This window comes from Klebsiella sp. SYXHC3 (genome assembly GCF_057196925.1).
The window spans coordinates 21,722-40,700 of the sequence record NZ_JBXUNG010000010.1 but is presented as its reverse complement, the minus strand read 5'-3'; the positions used below and the strand labels follow the sequence as shown (position 1 = coordinate 40,700).

The 18,979-nt window shown below is 55.6% G+C and carries 15 protein-coding genes and 1 tRNA gene; 8 read left to right on the top strand and 8 right to left on the bottom strand.

Annotation, left to right across the window (positions count from 1 at the left end):
- Positions 1-516: 516 nt before the first annotated feature.
- The 5 genes from iolD to AC2CGP_RS20080 all read left to right on the top strand — a co-directional run bounded on the left by iolD (position 517) and on the right by AC2CGP_RS20080 (position 7,017).
- Positions 517-2,457, top strand: coding sequence for a 3D-(3,5/4)-trihydroxycyclohexane-1,2-dione acylhydrolase (decyclizing) (gene iolD, locus AC2CGP_RS20100; RefSeq protein WP_047080050.1), 1,941 nt, complete (start codon positions 517-519; stop codon positions 2,455-2,457).
- A 47-nt stretch (positions 2,458-2,504) separates the two neighbouring features.
- Positions 2,505-3,518: a bifunctional inositol 2-dehydrogenase/D-chiro-inositol 1-dehydrogenase gene (iolG, locus tag AC2CGP_RS20095; RefSeq protein ID WP_015704222.1), complete on the top strand. Its 1,014-nt coding sequence runs from the start codon at positions 2,505-2,507 to the stop codon at positions 3,516-3,518.
- Between the two features lie 41 nt (positions 3,519-3,559).
- Entirely contained in the window at positions 3,560-4,444 is an 885-nt protein-coding gene (locus tag AC2CGP_RS20090; RefSeq protein WP_015368532.1) for a sugar phosphate isomerase/epimerase family protein, read from the top strand.
- 23 nt (positions 4,445-4,467) lie between these two features.
- Positions 4,468-5,367, top strand: a complete 900-nt coding sequence (gene iolE / locus AC2CGP_RS20085) for a myo-inosose-2 dehydratase (protein ID WP_020079776.1) — start codon at positions 4,468-4,470, stop codon at positions 5,365-5,367.
- Between the two features lie 153 nt (positions 5,368-5,520).
- Complete coding sequence (locus AC2CGP_RS20080) at positions 5,521-7,017, top strand: sugar porter family MFS transporter (RefSeq protein ID WP_015368530.1); 1,497 nt, start codon at positions 5,521-5,523, stop codon at positions 7,015-7,017.
- Between the two features lie 101 nt (positions 7,018-7,118).
- Here AC2CGP_RS20080 and AC2CGP_RS20075 read toward each other — a convergent pair whose 3' ends face one another.
- The 8 genes from AC2CGP_RS20075 to AC2CGP_RS20040 all read right to left on the bottom strand — a co-directional run bounded on the left by AC2CGP_RS20075 (position 7,119) and on the right by AC2CGP_RS20040 (position 15,459).
- Positions 7,119-8,429 (bottom strand): ABC transporter substrate-binding protein, encoded by a 1,311-nt coding sequence (locus AC2CGP_RS20075; RefSeq protein WP_334642755.1) that lies wholly within the window; start codon positions 8,427-8,429, stop codon positions 7,119-7,121.
- Positions 8,422-9,495, bottom strand: coding sequence for an ABC transporter ATP-binding protein (locus AC2CGP_RS20070; RefSeq protein ID WP_334642754.1), 1,074 nt, complete (start codon positions 9,493-9,495; stop codon positions 8,422-8,424). Before AC2CGP_RS20070 ends, AC2CGP_RS20075 begins: the two co-directional genes overlap by 8 nt.
- 5 nt (positions 9,496-9,500) lie before the next feature.
- Positions 9,501-10,325 carry a phosphodiesterase gene (locus tag AC2CGP_RS20065; protein WP_046883295.1) on the bottom strand — a complete coding sequence of 275 codons (825 nt, stop codon included), beginning with the start codon at positions 10,323-10,325 and terminating at the stop codon, positions 9,501-9,503.
- A 10-nt stretch (positions 10,326-10,335) separates the two neighbouring features.
- On the bottom strand, positions 10,336-11,223 hold the full coding sequence (locus AC2CGP_RS20060) for a carbohydrate ABC transporter permease (RefSeq protein ID WP_015704228.1): 888 nt from the start codon (positions 11,221-11,223) through the stop codon (positions 10,336-10,338).
- Positions 11,213-12,085 (bottom strand): carbohydrate ABC transporter permease, encoded by an 873-nt coding sequence (locus AC2CGP_RS20055; RefSeq protein ID WP_015368525.1) that lies wholly within the window; start codon positions 12,083-12,085, stop codon positions 11,213-11,215. Before AC2CGP_RS20055 ends, AC2CGP_RS20060 begins: the two co-directional genes overlap by 11 nt.
- Before the next feature lie 142 nt (positions 12,086-12,227).
- Positions 12,228-13,247, bottom strand: coding sequence for an NADPH-dependent aldehyde reductase Ahr (ahr, locus tag AC2CGP_RS20050; protein ID WP_032709732.1), 1,020 nt, complete (start codon positions 13,245-13,247; stop codon positions 12,228-12,230).
- A gap of 113 nt (positions 13,248-13,360) precedes the next feature.
- A complete protein-coding gene (locus AC2CGP_RS20045; protein ID WP_045411049.1) occupies positions 13,361-14,830 on the bottom strand; it encodes a SulP family inorganic anion transporter in 1,470 nt (489 codons plus the stop codon).
- The gene (locus AC2CGP_RS20040; RefSeq protein ID WP_063445728.1) at positions 14,827-15,459 is read right to left on the bottom strand and encodes a carbonic anhydrase; all 633 of its coding nucleotides are present in this window, start codon (positions 15,457-15,459) and stop codon (positions 14,827-14,829) included. The genes AC2CGP_RS20045 and AC2CGP_RS20040 overlap by 4 nt, the downstream gene beginning before the upstream one ends.
- A gap of 573 nt (positions 15,460-16,032) precedes the next feature.
- Between AC2CGP_RS20040 and AC2CGP_RS20035 the strand changes: the two genes are divergently transcribed.
- The 3 genes from AC2CGP_RS20035 to AC2CGP_RS20025 all read left to right on the top strand — a co-directional run bounded on the left by AC2CGP_RS20035 (position 16,033) and on the right by AC2CGP_RS20025 (position 18,939).
- Positions 16,033-16,117, top strand: a tRNA-Leu gene (locus AC2CGP_RS20035).
- A gap of 243 nt (positions 16,118-16,360) precedes the next feature.
- Positions 16,361-17,548 carry a tyrosine-type recombinase/integrase gene (locus AC2CGP_RS20030; RefSeq protein WP_227504708.1) on the top strand — a complete coding sequence of 396 codons (1,188 nt, stop codon included), beginning with the start codon at positions 16,361-16,363 and terminating at the stop codon, positions 17,546-17,548.
- Between the two features lie 539 nt (positions 17,549-18,087).
- The gene (locus tag AC2CGP_RS20025; protein WP_176555971.1) at positions 18,088-18,939 is read left to right on the top strand and encodes a hypothetical protein; all 852 of its coding nucleotides are present in this window, start codon (positions 18,088-18,090) and stop codon (positions 18,937-18,939) included.
- Positions 18,940-18,979: the final 40 nt, after the last annotated feature.

Here is an 18,979-nt window from a genome sequence, read left to right as displayed (position 1 = left end):
CCTTTTGCAAATCTGCTGCCAGGAGAAGGTCGCATGAGTGACGGTCTGCCGTGAACAGCCTGATGGTTATTAGTTATCTCTAGTTTGAGAAATAAATATTTCATTTTCAAATCTAATCGAAATTAAAAAACCAAAAGTGTGAAGGATCTACCACTCTGCGCGGGTACGCAGCTGCTCACCCATACATGCTGTCTGCGTCCCGCTTACCCATGTTCTCCTTTTTTTAATATCAATATTATCCATAATTTTCATGTAGATAATCTTGTTTTTCTTCTTTTTTTTGGAAACCTGCTCGCGAAGGAGATGTAAGTGAAACGTGTGAAATGGGTAGAGAGTTTGATCCTTCTCGCAAAATGAAACATTTCTTCTGTATTTGTATTTAATGAAAAAAATGTTTGCCTATAATCCAAAAATATTCCAGTGGACGTTAACGGCTTTCCCTCACCTACGCCATCTTCTTTGGCGAGCAAAGCGCTAACTCACACGACAAATACTGAACGATAAGGATTAGGCAACATGGGCAAACTGAGACTGACAATGGCGCAGGCGCTGGTGAAGTTCCTTGATAACCAGTATCTGGAGGTGGACGGCGAAGCGCAGAAATTCGTGAAAGGGATTTTCGCTATTTTTGGTCACGGCAACGTGTTGGGCTTAGGCCAGGCGCTGGAAGAGAACAGCGGCGAACTGCGGGTTTACCAGGGACGTAATGAACAAGGCATGGCCCATGCGGCCACCGGCTTTGCCCGTCAATCACTGCGCCGGCAGATCATTGCCTGCACTTCTTCCATCGGTCCCGGGGCGGCCAACATGATCACCGCCGCGGCGACGGCTACGGCCAACCGCATCCCGCTGTTATTACTGCCGGGCGATGTATTCGCTACCCGCCAGCCGGACCCGGTACTGCAGCAAATCGAACAGAGCCACGATCTGAGTATCACGACTAACGACGCATTTCGCGCGGTGAGTAAGTACTGGGATCGTATTACCCGCCCGGAACAGCTCATGAGCGCCTGCATTAATGCCATGCGCGTGCTGACGGATCCGGCGGAAACCGGCGCCGTCACCTTGTGTCTGCCACAGGACGTGCAGGGGGAAGCCTGGGATTATCCCGAGTCCTTTTTTGCCCGCCGTGTCCACCGTCTGGATCGCCGTCCGCCAAGCGCGGCGCAGTTGGCGGATGCGGTAGCGGCAATTAAAGCCAGCCGTAAACCGCTCATCGTCTGCGGCGGCGGCGTGAAATATTCCGCGGCAGGCGAAGCGCTGGTGAGCTTCGCCGAACGTTACGACATCCCGTTTGCGGAAACGCAGGCCGGAAAGGGCACGGTGGTTTCATCGCATCCGCTGAACGTCGGCGGCGTTGGCGAAACGGGCTGTCTGGCTGCCAACCTGTTGGCGAAAGAAGCCGATCTGGTCATCGGTATCGGCACGCGCTTTAGCGATTTTACCACCTCCTCGAAATGGATATTCCAATCCCCGGGCGTGCGCTTTCTTAACGTTAACGTCAGTAATTTTGATGCCTGGAAGCTGGACGGCATCCCAATGCTGGCGGACGCCCGCGAGGCGCTAAGCGCGCTCAGCGCCGCGCTGGCGAACGAGTCCTGGCAGGCAGGATGGGGCGCGCAGATTGCAAGCGTGCAGAGCCGGCAGATGAAAGAGACCCAGCGCGTCTACCAGGCGGTCTGGCAGGAAACGGATTTCGTACCAGAAATTGACGACCATATTGACCGTGAATCGGTTTATCGCGAATTCCGTCAAATCACGGATTCCACCCTGACGCAAAGCAGCGTTCTTGGCCTGCTGAACGAGTCGCTGGCGGCGGATGCGGTCATTGTGGCGGCGGCGGGCAGCCTGCCGGGGGATTTACAACGCGTCTGGCGCAACCGCGCGCCGAATACCTATCACGTCGAGTACGGCTACTCGTGCATGGGCTATGAGGTCAACGCCGCCCTCGGCGTTAAGCTGGCGCAGCCGCAGAGCGAAGTCTATTCGCTGGTCGGCGATGGCTCCTTCATGATGCTGCACTCTGAGCTGGTCACCTCCCTGCAGGAGCGGGCGAAGATCAACGTCATTCTGCTCGACAACATGGCGAACGGCTGCATCAACAACCTACAACTGGAACACGGTATGGATAGCTTCGGCACCGAGTTTCGCTACCGCTCGGCGGAAAACGGCCAGCTGCAGGGCGGGCTGGTACCGGTAGATTTCGCCACGATTGCTTCCGGCTACGGCTGCAAGACCTGGCGGGTCACCACCCTCGATGAGCTTCGCCACGCGCTGGATGCCGCTCGCCGTGAAACCGTCAGCACGCTTATCGACATTAAAGTACTGCCGAAAACCATGGTCCACAAATACGGTAGCTGGTGGAACGTTGGCGTGGCGCAGACGGCGCTGTCGGAACGTATCCGTAAAGTCGCTGAAATGATTAATGAAAAACGCGCCCAGGCGCGGGATTACTAACAAAGAACACGAACCCTGAACCCTACAGAACTACGGAGAGAACCATCATGTCACTCAAATTAGGTGTCATCGGCGCAGGCGCCATCGGTAAAGAACATATCCGTCGCTGCACCCAGGTCCTACAGGGGGCGACCGTGGTCGCCGTTTCCGATATCAACGCCGATAACGCCCGTGCGGCAGTAGCGCTGCCGGGCGTGCAGGCGGAAGTCTACGCCGACGGTCATGATGTGATTAAAGCCAGCGACGTTGACGCCGTGCTGGTGACCTCCTGGGATCCAACCCATGAAGAGTACACCCTGGCGGCTATTGAGGCCGGTAAGCCCGTATTTTGCGAAAAGCCGTTGGCGATGAGCGCGGAAGGCTGCCGCCGCATCGTTGATGCTGAAATGAAAGCCGGGCGTCGCCTCGTTCAGGTCGGCTTTATGCGCCCGTACGATGAAGGCTATCTGGCGTTGAAGAAGGTCATCGACGACGGTGATATCGGCGCGCCGCTGATGCTGCGCTGCGCCCACCGCAACCAGTCGGTCGGCGAGAACTACACCACCGATATGGCGATCACCAACACCCTGATCCACGAGCTGGACGTGCTGCGCTGGCTGCTAAATGACGACTACCGCTCCGTACAGGTACGCTTCCCGCGCTCGACCTCCCATACCCATGCGCGGCTGAAAGACCCACAGATCGTCTCGTTTGAAACGAAAAAGGGCACCCTGATCGACGTCGAAGTCTTCGTAAATTGCCAGTACGGCTACGACATCCAGTGTGAGGTGGTTGGCGAAACGGGCATTGCGCGCCTGCCGGAACCGTCGGCGGTGGAGATGCGTAAAGCCGCCAGCCTGTCGACAGCTATCCTCACCGACTGGAAAGACCGTTTCATCAAAGCCTACGACGTCGAACTGCAGGCATTTATCAATGATGTGAAAGCCGGCAAGCTGCAGGGCCCCTCCGCCTGGGACGGCTATGCGGCATCGGTTGCCGCCGACGCCTGTCTGAAGGCGCAGGAGTGCAACGAACCGGTAGCTGTGTCGCTGCCTGAGTGCCCGGCATTCTACCAACGCTAAATCCTCCTTCACCGACGTAACGTTTCAAACAGGTAACGACGATGAAAATTGCTTTTGATGTCGATGTGATTCGCGATCTCGGGATCACCAGAATGGTTCAGCAGGTGGCGGAGTGGGGCTACAAATACATTGAACAGTCGCCGCACCCGCAGATTAACCCATTCTACAAACATCCGCGCGCCAGCCGGGAGATCATGGCCGAGTATAAGCAGGCGCTGCGTGACAACGGCGTTGAACTCTCCTCGTTCATCTGCGTTTATCGCTGGTCCGGCCCGGATGAGCTGCGCCGTCAGGCGGCGGTGAAGAACTGGAAGCGGCTCATCGAAGTAGCGGTAGAGATGGGCGTGCAGGTTATCAACACCGAATTTTCTGGCGATCCTAACCAGCCGGAAATTTGCGAAGAAATGTTCTACCGCTCGATGGAAGAATTACTGCCGATATTCGAACGTGAAGGTATCCGCGTCGAAATCCAGGCCCACCCGTGGGACTTCTGCGAAGAAAACAACGAGACGGTGGATATCGTGAAGTCCTTCCGTAGCGACAACGTGAAGTACGTCTACAGCGTGCCGCACACCTTCTTCTACGACAAAGGTAAAGGTGAAGTCGAGAAGATGCTGCGCTATGCCGGTCAGGACCTGTCGCACGTGCTGATTGCCGATACCCGCAATCACACCAAACACTGCCGCTATATCGTTAATCCGCCGGGCGTTGACGCCGCCGTACACCAGCACGTCGGCGTCGGCGAGGGGGATGTCGATTTCGATGCTCTGTTCCGCACCCTGCGCGATATGCGCTTCGCTGAACAGACCTTCAAAGTTGGCGGTGAACCGATCGTCTGCACCTCGCTGTTTGGTTACCCGGAAAAGATGAAATACCAGGCCGTGGAAACGCGTGAACTTATCGAACGTGAACTGCTGCGCCGGTAAGGCGCGGCGGCAGGAGCATCAAAATGAACAAAGACAACGTCAAACTGGCTATCGCCCCTATCGGTTGGACTAACGACGATATGCCTGAGCTGGGGAGCGAAAACACCTTCCAGCAAACGGTCAGCGAAATGGCGCTGGCCGGGTTTACCGGCAGCGAAGTCGGCAGCAAATATCCGCGCGATCCGGCGGTGCTGAAGCCGATGCTGGATATTCGCGGCATGCAGATTTGCAACGCCTGGTTCAGCACCTTCTTCGCGAATGGCCAAAGAGAAAAAACCATCGATGAATTCGTTAACCACATGAATTTCCTCCATGCGATGGGCGCGAAGGTGATTGGCTGCTCTGAACAAAGCGGCAGTATCCAGGGGCTCGATAAACCGATTCTCGGTGATGTAAAGCCGTGCTTTAGCGATGAAGAGTGGCAGCGGGTAGCTGAAGGTTATAACGCGCTTGGCAAGCTGGCGGCAGAGAAGGGGATGCAGGTTTGCCTACACCACCATATGGGCACCGGCATTCAGACTACCGCGGAGATCGACAAGTTTATGTCGCTGGTGGACGAACGCGTCTTCTTGCTCTACGACACCGGTCACGCCTGGTATTCAGAGGGCGGCGAGGCGCCGATGCTGGCGATCCTGAAAAAATATCTGCCGCGCATCAACCACGTGCATCTGAAAGACGTCCGCCCCGCGGTAATTGAGCAGGTGCGCCGCGAAGGGCTCTCATTCCTCGACGGCGTCAAGAAAGGCACCTTTACCGTACCGGGAGACGGCGAAATAGATTTCCGTCCGGTCTTCCAGTTGCTGGATGACTACGGCTACAAGGGGTGGATGGTAGTGGAAGCCGAACAAGACCCTGCGCTGGCGAACCCCTTCGAATACGCCGTAAAGGCGCGTAAGTACATCCGCGAAACGGCAGGAATCTGATCGTTGATGCATTTCGGGCCACACAGCTGCGTGGCCTGCTTTTTCTAAACCTCAAAAGAACCACACGAGAACGACACGTCCGTGAGGCAGGAGGCCTCTGTATTCAGACAAGAGCATATCTTCCCCCTACAAGGTAGGTTACTGGAGTCTTCTATGTCACAGGAACAATATCTCACACTCAATAAAGCGTCGGGGCCGAATAGCGACGCTCCGGCAACGCCGTTTGTTAAGATCGTTGCGTTGATTGCGACCTTAGGCGGTTTACTCTTTGGCTACGACACCGGGGTGATTTCCGGCGCCCTGCTGTTTATGGGTAAGGAACTGCATCTCACGCCCTTTACCACCGGGCTGGTGACCAGTTCACTGCTGTTCGGCGCCGCATTCGGCGCACTGCTTTCTGGCCATCTGGCCAGCGCCGCAGGCAGAAAGAAAATCATCCTCTGGCTGGCGGTGATCTTCGCTATCGGCGCGGTGGGTACTGCCCTCGCGCCGGACGTCAACTGGATGATTTTCTTCCGCCTGGTTCTCGGCGTAGCGGTTGGCGGCGCGGCGGCAACGGTGCCGGTATATATCGCTGAGATGGCGCCCGCCAACAAACGCGGGCAACTGGTCACGCTGCAGGAACTGATGATCGTCTCTGGCCAACTGCTGGCCTATATCTCTAACGCCACCTTCCATGAGCTGTGGGGCGGTGAAAGTACCTGGCGCTGGATGCTGGCGGTGGCGACGCTACCAGCCGTGCTGCTATGGTTTGGCATGATGTTTATGCCGGATACCCCGCGCTGGTATGCGATGAAAGGCCGACTGGCGGAAGCGCGCCGGGTGCTGGAGCGTACGCGGCGTAAAGATGATGTCGAATGGGAGCTAATGGAGATTACGGAAACTCTCGACGAGCAGCGTAATCTTGGTAAGCCAAAAATTCGTGAAATCATGACCCCGTGGCTGTTTAAGCTGTTCATGATCGGTATCGGCGTGGCGGTTATTCAGCAGCTTACCGGCGTCAATACCATTATGTACTATGCGCCGACGGTGCTGACCTCGGTCGGTATGACCGATAACGCCGCGCTGTTCGCCACCATTGCCAACGGCGTGGTTTCGGTGCTGATGACCTTTGTCGGTATCTGGATGCTGGGGAAGATAGGTCGTCGCCCGATGACCATGATCGGCCAGTTCGGCTGTACTGCCTGCCTGGTGTTTATCGGCGCGGTGAGCTACCTGCTGCCGGAAACGGTCAATGGTCAGCCGGATGCGCTGCGCGCCTATATGGTGCTGGCGGGAATGCTGCTGTTCCTGAGCTTCCAGCAGGGGGCGCTGTCGCCGGTGACCTGGCTGCTGTTGTCGGAAATTTTCCCAACCCGGATGCGCGGGATGTTTATGGGCGGGGCGGTGTTCTCAATGTGGATTGCCAACTTCCTGATCTCGCTGTTCTTCCCGATGCTACTGTCGTGGGTCGGCCTCTCCGGAACCTTCTTTATCTTTGCGGCAATCGGTATCTTCGGCGCGATCTTCGTGATCAAATGCGTGCCGGAAACGCGCAATCGCAGCCTTGAGCAGATCGAGCACTATCTGCGTGAGAAGCTGGATACCAGCCCGGCGGGAAAAGCCTACGCGCGTAAATCCTGGGCTTCGTCGCAGGCGGATAAAATCTAAGGCTTCGCAAAAACTCTCCGGCGCATTCTGCGCTGGGGGGCGGTTGGTCACCCGGCTTGGGCGTTTATGCCGCAAGCCGGGCGCCCCGCAACAGACCTGTGCTACTTCACTTCTCCCAGCGCGGTCTTATCAACATAAGGTTTCATTAGCGCGTCAGCTTCCTTCTGTGCCGCCTGTACCGCTGCTTCCGGCGTTACTTTGGCATCGTTGACCACTGCCGCCAGTTGGTTCTCCATCGCCTTACGCACGGCGACGGTCTCCCAGGTGGAATACCACGGATGCGCGTACTTCAGCTGTTCAAGTGCGATCGCCGCCCGCGGATCCTGCTGCAGATAAGCTTTCATCTCCGGCGTATCGTAAGAAGCCTTACGCGGCGAGAAGTAGCCGGTAAAGCGGCTCCACGCGCCGTTTACCTGCGGGCTCACCAGATAAGTCAGGAACAGGTAGGCCGCTTTCTTCTGCGCGTCGTTGATGCCTTTAAAGCTCACCAGGCTGGCGCCGCCAATTGGCACCGCGCGCTGCTCTTTGGCTGGTAGCATGGCGACACCGAGTTCAAAATCTTTACTGTTCTCGCGCATAAAGCCCAGTGCGCCGGTGCTGAGCATCGCCATGCCAAGTTTGCCGGAGAAGAATGAAGCGCTGATCTGCTTCGAATTCAGTACCCCGGAAGGCATCACTTTGTCTTTGTAGATCAGATCCTGCCAGAAGCGCAGAGCGCCGATAGCGGTCGGCGAGTTGTAATAAACCTCACCCGGATAGTCTTCATTGAAATATTTACCGCCGTTGGCGCGCACCAGCGCCGAGAAGATCCAGCCGCCGTAGTCGTCGTTGGTCGACGGCAGCATGATCCCCCACTGGCCTTTGCTCTCATCGGTCAGCTTTTTGGCATCAGACAGCAGCTCGGCCCAGGTCTGCGGTGGTTGCGCGATTCCCGCCCGATCGAACAGCGTCTTGTTGTAGTAGAGGATCGGCGTCGAGTTATGGAACGGGATCGCGTAGGTGGTGCCCATCACCTGGGCGTTCTTATGCATCGCGGGCCAGAATTCTTTTTGCAGAAAATCGCCAGCCTTTTGATCGCCGTATTTAAACAGCTCATCCATCGGTAGGATCTCATCCTTCAGCGCCAGATCGGTGGTGAAGTTGGCGGACATGATCACCAGCGCCGGCGGTTGTCCGGCCTTCTGTGCGGATTCGGCTTTGATCTTGGTGGTGTCATAGTTGCCGGTGAAGATGCCGCGTACTTCGACATCCTGCTGCGACTCGTTAAAGGCTTTAATGACGCGTGTCATCTCCATCGTCAGCTTGCCGTCTACCGGGGCCGGGAACATGAAGTCTATCTTCTCTTTCGCCAGCGCCGCGCCGCTCAGGGCGAGGCTGAGCCCAACCGTCAGGGCGGTGAGGGGGTTAAACATGATTACACTCCATCAGTAAATTATGCTGGGTCTCAGCATGAAAAAGATGCACATCGGCAGGCGAGAAGCCGAGGATCAGCGATTCGCCTTTTTCAGGCACCGTGCCGCGGTGGCGGCGGCTAAAGCGCAGGGTGCCGATCGGGGTGCTGACGTGGAGCAGATAATCGGCTCCCATCAGTTCTCGTTGCAGGACGGTGCCCGGCAGGCGCAGATGGCCGTGCTCGACGCGGTCGGTAATATGTTCCGGGCGAATGCCCAGCCAGATGCGGGTCTGGCTGCGGTTGCGCGGCGGTAGCGGATGGCGTAGTTCGCCAAGCTGAACGTTGCCGTCAACGCAGGGAAGTGATAGCAGGTTCATCGCTGGCGAACCGATAAATCCGGCCACGAACAGATTGGCCGGGTTGGCATACAGATATTCTGGCCGTCCTACCTGTTGCACGTGGCCGCCGTTCATCACCACGATGCGGTCGGCCATCGACATGGCCTCGGTCTGATCGTGGGTGACGTAGACGGTACTGGTTTTCAACTGCTGGTGGAGGTCCATAATGCTGTCACGGACTTCGCTGCGCAGGCGGGCGTCGAGGTTGGACAGCGGTTCATCCATTAAGAACAGCCGCGGATTACGCACGATCGCCCGCGCCATCGCTACCCGCTGCCGTTGGCCGCCGGAGAGCTTAGCCGGTTTGCGATCGAGCAGCGCCTCCAGCTGCAGCATCTGCGCGACTTTATCTACCCGCGGCTGCCAGCCGCTTTTCTCTTCCTTGCGTACCTTCATGCCGAAGGTGATGTTGTCGCGCACAGAGAGATGTGGAAACAGCGCATAGTTCTGGAAGATCATCGCAAAATTGCGTTCGCGCGGCGTGGTGTCGGTGATGTTCTCATCATGCAGCCAGATTTCGCCTTCGCTGACCTGATCCAACCCGGCAAGCAGGCGCAGTAGGGTGCTTTTACCACAGCCCGACGGGCCGACCAGCACCACAAATTCGCCTTCGTGGATATCAAGCGACAGCGCGCTGAGCGCTGGTTTACCGTCGAAATGTTTACTGATGTTTTGCAGACTGAGCATGGCGGTTAGCGCTCTTCCGTTGGACAACTGATGTTTTCGTCGTACAGCCACGGCCCGGCGTAGTGGGCCAGCGAGTGCTGGTAGCTTACCCACTGCTCGCCGACCTGGCGGTGCATCAGGCACGAAGCCGGCGAGAGATCGTAATACGGGCGAGTGTCTTCGTGGCAGTACGGTACCTGATGGACGGTGCCGGGGAGGGTGGAGATCAGCGCCTGGCGATACTGGGTCATGGTCAGGCTATGGTTATGACCGCAAAAGATGCGCGTCAGCGACGGGAAACGCTCTACCAACGCCAGCAGACGGTGGCCGTTTTCGCAGGCAATCGGGTCCATCTGCGCGTTGCCCAGCGGCAGCGGCGGGTGGTGCATAAACACTGTGGCCGGTTTGTCGCCGCCGTCAAACAGCTGCGCTTCCAGCCAGCTAATGGTCTCGTCGGTCAGCCAGCCTTTTGAAGTGCCGGCGCGGCTGGAGTCGATAAACAGCAGGCGGGTAGCGAAGTCGTCAACCGCATAGCGCATATTATTGGCATCGCTACCGAGCTGTGGGCACAGCGGCTGCAGGTACTCCAGAAACAGCGCTTTATCATCGTGGTTGCCGGGGATGAGATACAGCGGATAGTTCAGGCTGCCGAGGATCTGGCGGGCGACCTGATACTCCTCCGGACGGCCGCAGTTGACGATATCGCCGCTCACCACCACCGCATCCGGGCGTTCGCGCAGCGCGTTAAGTTGAGAAACCACATCAGCATTGGCGGCGTTGACGTCGATAAAGCCGTACAGCTTCTCGCCGCGGCTGCGGAAATGGGTATCGGAAATGTGCGCTAACAGCATGAATAACTCCTTATTTGATCCCGGAGAAGCCGAAGCTTCGCAGGAACTGTTTCTGGAAAAGGATGAACGCCAGCATCAGCGGCAGGCAGACCATCAGCGTCCCGGCGCCGATGGTGCCCCACTGGCCGCCGGATTCAGCGCCCATGGCGAAAGAGACCAGCCCGACCGTCAGCACCTGCTTATCGGGATCGTTGAGCATCATCAGCGGCCACAGGTACTCGTTCCAGTGGTAGGTAATGCTGACGGTGGCGAAGGCCAGCACCGATGGCCAGGACATCGGCAGCAGTACGCGGAATAGCACCTGCCACCAGCGGCATCCCTCCATCAGCGCTGCCTCTTCCAGCTCTTTCGGGATGGCGAGGAACGCCTGGCGCATCAGAAACACGCCGAACGCCGAGGTAAAGTAAGGCATCATCACGCCGGTCAGAGTGTTGAGCAGGCCGAAGGTTTTCAGGGTCAGCATGTTCGGCACCATCATCACCACCGGCATGATCATCAGCTGGACGAGAAACAGCAGAAATAGCGTTTTCTTGCCGCGAAATTCGTGGCAGGCAAAGACGTAGCCGGCGGTGGTGATGGTGAGTAGCTGCACGAAGAAAGTGCCGAAGGTAAAGATAAGGGTGTTGGCGTACAGGCTCAGCCAGTCGGCGCTGTCCCAGGCGTCGCGGAAGTTATCGAGGGTCAGCGGCAGGCGCGGCAGCAATGAGGCCATATCTTCGCCGAAGGTGGTGGCGCTGAACGAGGTCGCCAGCATCCAGATAAACGGGCTCACCCATAGCAGCGCCAGGCAGCACATGATTACCGTCAGGGTAAAGGGCTGTGAGCGACGCAGGCGCAACCACAGCGGACGCGAAGCGGCGGGCGAGCGGACCATCAGCGGCGAGATTTCAGCGCTCATAGTGGGCTCCTTTTTCCAGCAATTTCAGGTTAATCAGCGAGAAGGCAAACAGCCCGGCCAGCGTCAGGAAGGTGGCGGCGGAGGCTTTGCCGAGGTCGTGGGTATCCCAGGCGAGATTCTGGATGTAATAGAGCAGCACGGTCGTGGCGTTATCCGGCCCGCCGCGCGTCATCACCGCGACGTGATCAATCTGGGTAATGGAGTAAATCAGCGCGGTGGTGATAACAAAGCTCAGCGTCGGGCGCAGCAGCGGCAGCGTGACCTTAAAAAACACCTGGGTGCGGCTGGCCCCTTCCATCAGCGCCGCTTCCCGCGTCGAGGCCGGAATGCTCTGCAACCCGGCGAGGAAAAACAGCATGTAGTAGCCAGCGAATTTCCACACGCCAATCAGCGCCAGCGCCAGCAGCGCGCTGTTGCTGCGCCCCAGCCAGTTGTTGTTCTGAGGGCCAAATAGCTTCGCCAGATAGTGATCGAGCAGGCCGAGACCGGGCATAAAAATAAACAGCCACAGCGCGGCGGCGCTGACCATTGGGATAATCATCGGGAAGAAAAAGGCGGTGCGCAACCAGCGGTTGACGCGGTGATTCTCGCTCAGCGCCACCGCCAGCAGCAGGGCGAGCGTCACGCCGGGTACCACCGTCAGCAGGATATAGAGCAGATTATTGACCAGCGATTGCCAGAAAACGCCGTCGGCAAACAGGCGGGCGAAGTTATCCAGCCCGACGTACTGTGCGCCGTCGCTGGCCATGCGGGTATCAAACAGGCTGTCATAGACCGAACGGCCAAGCGGAAACCAGGTAAACAGCAGTAAAAACAACAGGGAAGGCGACAGTATCAGCCAGGGGAGCCAGCGCTTATTCATGGTGACGGGCGTCTCGTTCAGGCGTTTATGGAAGCCCGGATTGTGGGAAGCGATGACTACAGGGGAATGGCGGGGAGATGACGGTTTGATGAAGCAAGGAGAAAAGCGCCGGGCGCACGGGACGCCCGGCGATAAATACCAATCAGAAGTCGGCTTTTAATACCGCGCGATAGCGGGCTTTGCCTTCGCGCACGTGCTTCAGGGCTTCGTTAATTTGCGACATCGGGAACAGTTCGGTGGTTGGCGCCACTTTGCTACGCCCGGCGAATTTCATCAGCTTACGCAGTTCGGACGGATTACCGGTCGCCGAGCCGGAGATGCTGCGGTCGCCGCCGATAAGGGTAAAGGCCGGAACCGGGAACGGCTTCATCACCGCGCCGACGGTGTGGAAGTTGCCGCCGTAAGCCAGCGCCTGGAAGTACGGCTGCCAGTCGAGATCCACCGCTACGGTGTTGATGATCAGATCGAACTGACCGGCCAGCGCGGTTAACGCCTGCGGATCGCGGCTGTTCACCACACGATCGGCCCCCATTGCCAGCACTTCCTGCTCTTTCGCCGGGTTGGAACTGAAAGCGGTTACTTCCGCCCCCATCGCCCGCAGCAGTTTAATGGCGATATGGCCGAGGCCGCCGATACCAATCACGCCGACGCGGCTGGTGGCGGTCACGTGATGGGTCAGCAGCGGTTTGAAGACGGTGATGCCGCCGCACAGCATCGGGCCGGCGGAAGCCAGATCGATGCTCTCCGGCAGCGGGATCACCCATTGCCAGTCGGCGCGCAGCTTATCGGCGAAGCCGCCGCGGTTCATGATGGTCGGTACCGAGCCTTCCAGGCAGTTGATCTGGTTGCCGCTGATACAGGCGTCACAGTGGCCGCAGCTGCGCGCCGTCCAGCCGATCCCGACCTTCTGACCAATCTTCAGCCCTTTATCCTGCGCCGCGCTGCCCAGCGCCGCCACCCGGCCAATCACCTCGTGACCGGCGACCAGCGGGTAGCTCGACATGCCCCATTCGTTGTCGATCATCGACAGGTCCGAATGACAAATCCCGCAGTACTCCACTTCGACTTCAACATCTTCCGGCAACAGTTCGCCGGCATCGTACTCCCACAGCGACAGATCGGCGCCCGCTTCTTTGGCGGCGTAACTTTTAATGATGCTCATGTTTGTTTCCTTGGGGTTGGCGTAGTAACGAAGAAAGTGTAGAGCATGGCAACAGGCGTCGCTTGGCATTAGGAGGGGTGGATAAGCGGGCGGACCAGCCGCCCGGGAGACGGTCAGCGGCTGGCAAGCGGCCACTGATTGAGGCGGATACCGCGCTGCGGCGCGCTCTCGGCAAAATCATCCAGCACCGCCTGCACATCTGGATCAAGATAGCCGACGTTATCGTGCTCGACGATCACCACGCTCTTTTCCGGAATTTTCGCCAGCAGCGCCAGCAGATGTGGATTGTGTAAAAAGGTCAGGTTTTGCTGGATGCGCAGCACGTAGTGGTCGTCGTAGCGCGCCAGCTGCAGCGAATGGCGATGGCTACGCCAGATGCTGAACGCCACCTGGGTGGCGAGACCAATCCCGATCCCCGCCAGCATGCCGAAGCCGATAATCCCACCAATGGTGGCAAGGAAGGGGACGTACTGTGCTGCGCCCTGGCGGAACTGTTCAATGAACAGCCGTGGCGTCGCCAGCTTATAGCCGGTGTACAGCAGCACGGCAGCGAGGCTGGCGAGCGGGATTAACGTCAGCAGGCCGCTAAACCACAGTCCGCAGATCAGTAGTAGTACGCCGTGGATAAAGATCGACAGTTTGCTCTGCGCGCCGTTGCTGACGTTGACCGAGCTGCGAACGATGACCGCGGTGATCGGCATCGCCCCGAGTACGCCGGAGAGCAGGTTGCCGACGCCCTGGGCGACCATTTCGCGGTTCGGCGAAGGCGGCGGATTTTGCGGACGCAGTTTTTTCAGCGCTTCCTGGCTGAGCAGGGTTTCGAGGCTGGCGACCAGCGCGAGGGTCAGCGCCACCATCCACACCGAAGGATTACGCCACGCGCTCCACGCAGGAGACTCCAGCTCGCCCAGCAGATCGCCGAGGCTACCGAACTCCGGCAGGGTAATGCGCGGCAGGGCGGCAAGCTGCTGCGGCGCGGCCTGGGTCATTAATACGGTGGTGGCACAACCGAGCAGGACAGCGATCAGCGGGCCGGGGATCCAGCGCAGGCTCTTCACCTGGCGGATAAGCGGCGAACCCCACAGCCATAGCACCAGCAGGCCGCCCAGGGCGACGGCGATAGCACTGAGGGAGAAGGTGGCGTTACCCTGTACGATATCAACGAGCCCGGTCTCTTCTGCGCTGCCAAGCGCGACAGGGATCTGCTGCATAATCAGCAGGATGCCGATCGCCGCCAGCATACCTTTGATGACGCTGGCGGGAACCAGCGAGATAAAGCGCCCGGCCCGCAGGATGCCGAACAGCAGTTGCAGTACGCCGGCCAGCACCAGCGCCATCAGGAAGACGGAGAAGGAACCCAGGGATTCAATGGCGGCGACGACGATGGTGACCAGTCCGGCGGCGGGGCCGCTGACGGCGAAGCGGGAAGGGCTGAGGGCGGTGACGACCAGGCCGCCGATGATACCGGTCAGCAGACCGACAAAGGGCGGTAAGCCGCTGGCCTGGGCGATGCCGAGGCACAGCGGCAGGGCGACAAGGAAGACGACAATGCCTGCGAGGGAGTCCTGACGAAGAGTATTCATGGGGCATGCTCCTGAGGTGAGAGGTGTTCGACGAGAGTGGTCAGATGGCCGGATGCCAGATCGTAGACGCAGCCGTGCAGGCTGAGCGGCCGTCCGCTGGCGAGCAGCGTCTGTACGGGATCACAGTCAAGCAGGCGGCTGAACTGGGCGCGAACGTTGGCCTCCACCAGGGCGTTGAGCGCTTCGGCCGCGTCGGTGTCAGTGGGTGTAAGATTAGCGATATCACCTTGCAGGGTATCGCGCAGCGAGCCGATGCGGCGGGCCAGCGCCGAGGACTCATGGGCCAGCGGCATCTCCGGCAACGAGAACGCCGCCTGCACGCCGCCGCAGCCGTAGTGGCCGCAGAGCACCACCCGTTCGACCTCGAGATAGTGGAGGGCATATTGCAGTACGCTCATAAAGTTGTCGTCGGCGGGGTCAATCATGTTAGCGATATTACGGTGGACGAAGAGTTCGCCGGGATGGCTGCCGGTGAGCACTTCGGCGGGAACGCGGCTATCGGAGCAGCCAATCCACAGCGAATGCGGCCGCTGGCCGGCTACCAGTTTTTCAAAATATTCCGGGTCATGCTGGCACTTCTGCAGCGCCCAGCTGCGGTTACGCGCCAGTAAAGGTTTTAAGGTAGTCACAGTCTTTCTCCTGAGTAAATTCACCGAGTGAAGATGTCCATCGAGACTCGTACAGCGACTAGTAAAAATAGTATTTACCGGAACTTTCACGCCTGAGGAAAATCCTGGAATAAAGAGCGAAAACAAAACTTTTCATTAATGTAAAGTTATAAAAATATTGACGTAATTAATAAATCCTTAAGGATTGCGGTAATAAGAAAAAGCGATGGAGTAGTTTTTTATGGAATATATAAATCAATTACATTAATTATTCTGGAATCTTATATTGAGTGTTTGAGGAAGCGTAAATGCTTATGGTTGGCGGCGATAAAACGTTGGCGCGATGAGGGGGTAATGTGAGATGGATTTGAGAAAAATTGGCGCGGAATTGGTGATGTGTCGGTCGTAGGGGCAGGGACGTGAAGGCCACGGAGCCGGTTTGTTCCGCATTGATGGCTGAAAAATGTGACGCCGCACCGCTCGTTTGTAGGATTACGCTGTTTTTTTCAACACTTAGCACTACTGATGCACGCTGTCGCTTGCATGGCGGCTATCGACAGGTATAATCCAAAACGTTTTCCGTATCCCTTCAGTGCCGAAGTGGCGAAATCGGTAGACGCAGTTGATTCAAAATCAACCGTAGAAATACGTGCCGGTTCGAGTCCGGCCTTCGGCACCATCGGAACATCAATAGACGTCAACGGACGTCTTTTTTTGTGCCTGAAATCCAGTATTTACCCATTATTCCCGCTATATTAACTCTCTCAAGGTCAACCTACTTCAACGTACATCTACCAACAGATGTTGGTACAGATGATGGTATTTCCGGTTCGATAATGCTTGTACCAACAGGGAGGGGATAAGCATGGCTCTAACAGATATCAAAGTCAGAACAGCCAAGCCAACGGATAAGCAATAAAAGCTGACTGATGGCAACGGTATGCATCTTCTCGTCCATCCCAATGGTTCTAAATACTGGCGTTTGCAATACCGATTTGGCGGAAAGCAAAAGATGCTGGCTCTGGGTGTTTATCCTGATGTGTCACTCGCTGATGCAAGGGCTCGTCGTGATGAGGCTCGTAAGCTTTTGGCAAACAGCATCGATCCGGGAGATAAAAAGAAAAATGATAAGGTTGAGCAGGAAGAAGCACGTACTTTCGAACAACTTGCTATTGAGTGGCATGCCACAAATAAAAAGTGGTCGGAAGAACATAGCCGACGAGTACTGAAAAGTCTGGAGGATAATCTCTTCCCTGCCATAGGTAAGCGAAATATTGCTGATCTTAAAACTAGAGACCTGCTAGTCCCAATCAAAGCGGTAGAGTTGTCGGGGCGACTTGAGGTGGCATCCTGTCTACAGCAGCGCACTACTGCAATTATGAGATATGCCGTTCTGAGTGGTTTACTTGATTACAATCCCGCACAGGAAATGGTTGGTGCTGTTGCTTCAAGTAACAGGCAGCATAGACCTGCATTGGAGTTGAAACGTACCCCCGAACTGCTTCAGCGCATTGACAGCTATACGGGTAGACCTTTGACCCGCCTTGCCGTTGAGCTAACCCTCCTTGTATTTATTCGTTCAAGTGAACTGCGTTTTGCTCGTTGGTCTGAGATCGATTTTGAAACATCGATGTGGACGATCCCAGCAGAGCGAGAAGCTATTGAAGGGGTGAAGCACTCCCAGCGTGGTTCAAAAATGCGTACGCCTCATTTGGTGCCGTTATCTCGTCAGGCGTTAGCAATCCTTAAACAGGTACACAAACTTAGTGGCGAGCGCGATTTTGTTTTCATTGGCGATCACGACCATCGTAAACCGATGAGTGAGAACACGGTGAACAAGGCGCTGCGCGTTATGGGTTATGACACGAAGGTAGAGGTTTGTGGACATGGTTTCAGAACAATGGCCTGTAGTTCATTGATAGAATCGGGATTGTGGTCGAGGGATGCGGTTGAACGGCAGATGAGCCATATGGAGCGTAACTCTGTACGTGCGGCTTATATTCATAAGGCCGAGCATCTGGATGAGCGCAGACTGATGCTGCAGTGGTGGGCTGATTTTTTGGATGCGAATCGGGAAAAGGAAGTTAGTCCTTATGACTTTGGTAAATAATCTAATTCCTGACGCTTGCTATGCGTGAATTTGAAAAGCCAGCTTGAACTATAACCCATACTTTTTTATAACTGTATTGTTCTGGCGATTCAGAGGTGCACTATGAAAACTTTCGATACTCAACTTGCGATGAGTATTGTATCGCACTCAACGGGAGGTTTTAGTTACGACACTCTAGCTAGAGCTTTGATTTCTAAGAATAAAAATGAAAGCCCCGACATTCTTCTTGAGTCATGTCGAAATTTTTGTCTCTCTCTTGAGGAAAAAGGCATTCTGAGGCGATGCCAAAAATGTTCTCATTCTCAAGATGAGTATTTCGAGTATATTCCTCACTAACATCAGTCCCTGAAAATTTTTTCAGGGACTGATAACTCCGTTCTTGTCATCCCCTTTTTTCTCCTGTAGCTTGTGTAACACGATTCTGGGGGGCGATTGTGAGCAACATTAACTTAATAACAACATGTACAAACGGCAAACACTACGGTAGTAGGGATATATTGAGTCTGAGTCAATTTTCATCAGGCCGAACACCTTCAAATGTGCTCGTGAATTCTTGGTGCAATGCTCTGAATGAAGCTATTTCTACCTCTGCAACTGTATGTGCAAAGGATCTTTATAAAGGTGGACATTGGGCGACAGCTAAAGCCATCTTAGATGATTATCCTATTGATTTATGGGTTCTTTCTGCTGGCTTAGGCCTCCTTCACTACAAAGACAATGTTGTACCTTATAAAGCGACCTTTGCTGTTGGATATGACGAATCAATACCATTGTATTCTCAAGAATATGCAGGAAAAAGTTTTCATAGAACATGGTGGAAAGAAATAACCAATAGATCTATTTTTAAATCTAAGCATCCTACATCTATTGTAGAGTTAATGAAAAAAAGAAAAAAAGAATATTATATAATCTGTGGTTCCCCAGATTATATTAATGCAATTGAACTGGATATCATTAATGGTCTTGAATATTTGGTTGATGCAAAAAAACAACTGCTTATTATAACTTCCAAAAAAATCAATAGTAGGCTGAATGCATACCTTTTCAAAACCAACCAAAATATAGCTCAGTGGTTGAGATGCAATATGCTTATGCTTAATATCAGTGTGGCAAAATACATTGTGAACGAATTTACGTCAAAACAACTCAATGATTTAAATGAGCTATCTCAAAAGTTAATAGAAGAACTCAAGGAGTTACCTGAGCGTGAAGTGAAAAAAGGAATTCGTCGTAGCCCGGAGGAAGTTAAGTCATTCATTTTAAAGCTTATGGAACAAAATCCTGGTATCAGTGCAACACATGCGTTGCGTGAATTTCGTGACTCGGGAAATTCATTTGAGGAAAAACGTTTTCGGGCTGAGTTTAAGGCCCTTAGAGAGGCTAAACCTTAATGCTACTTGCCTGGGTTTCATGGTAGAATCCCCCGTTTTT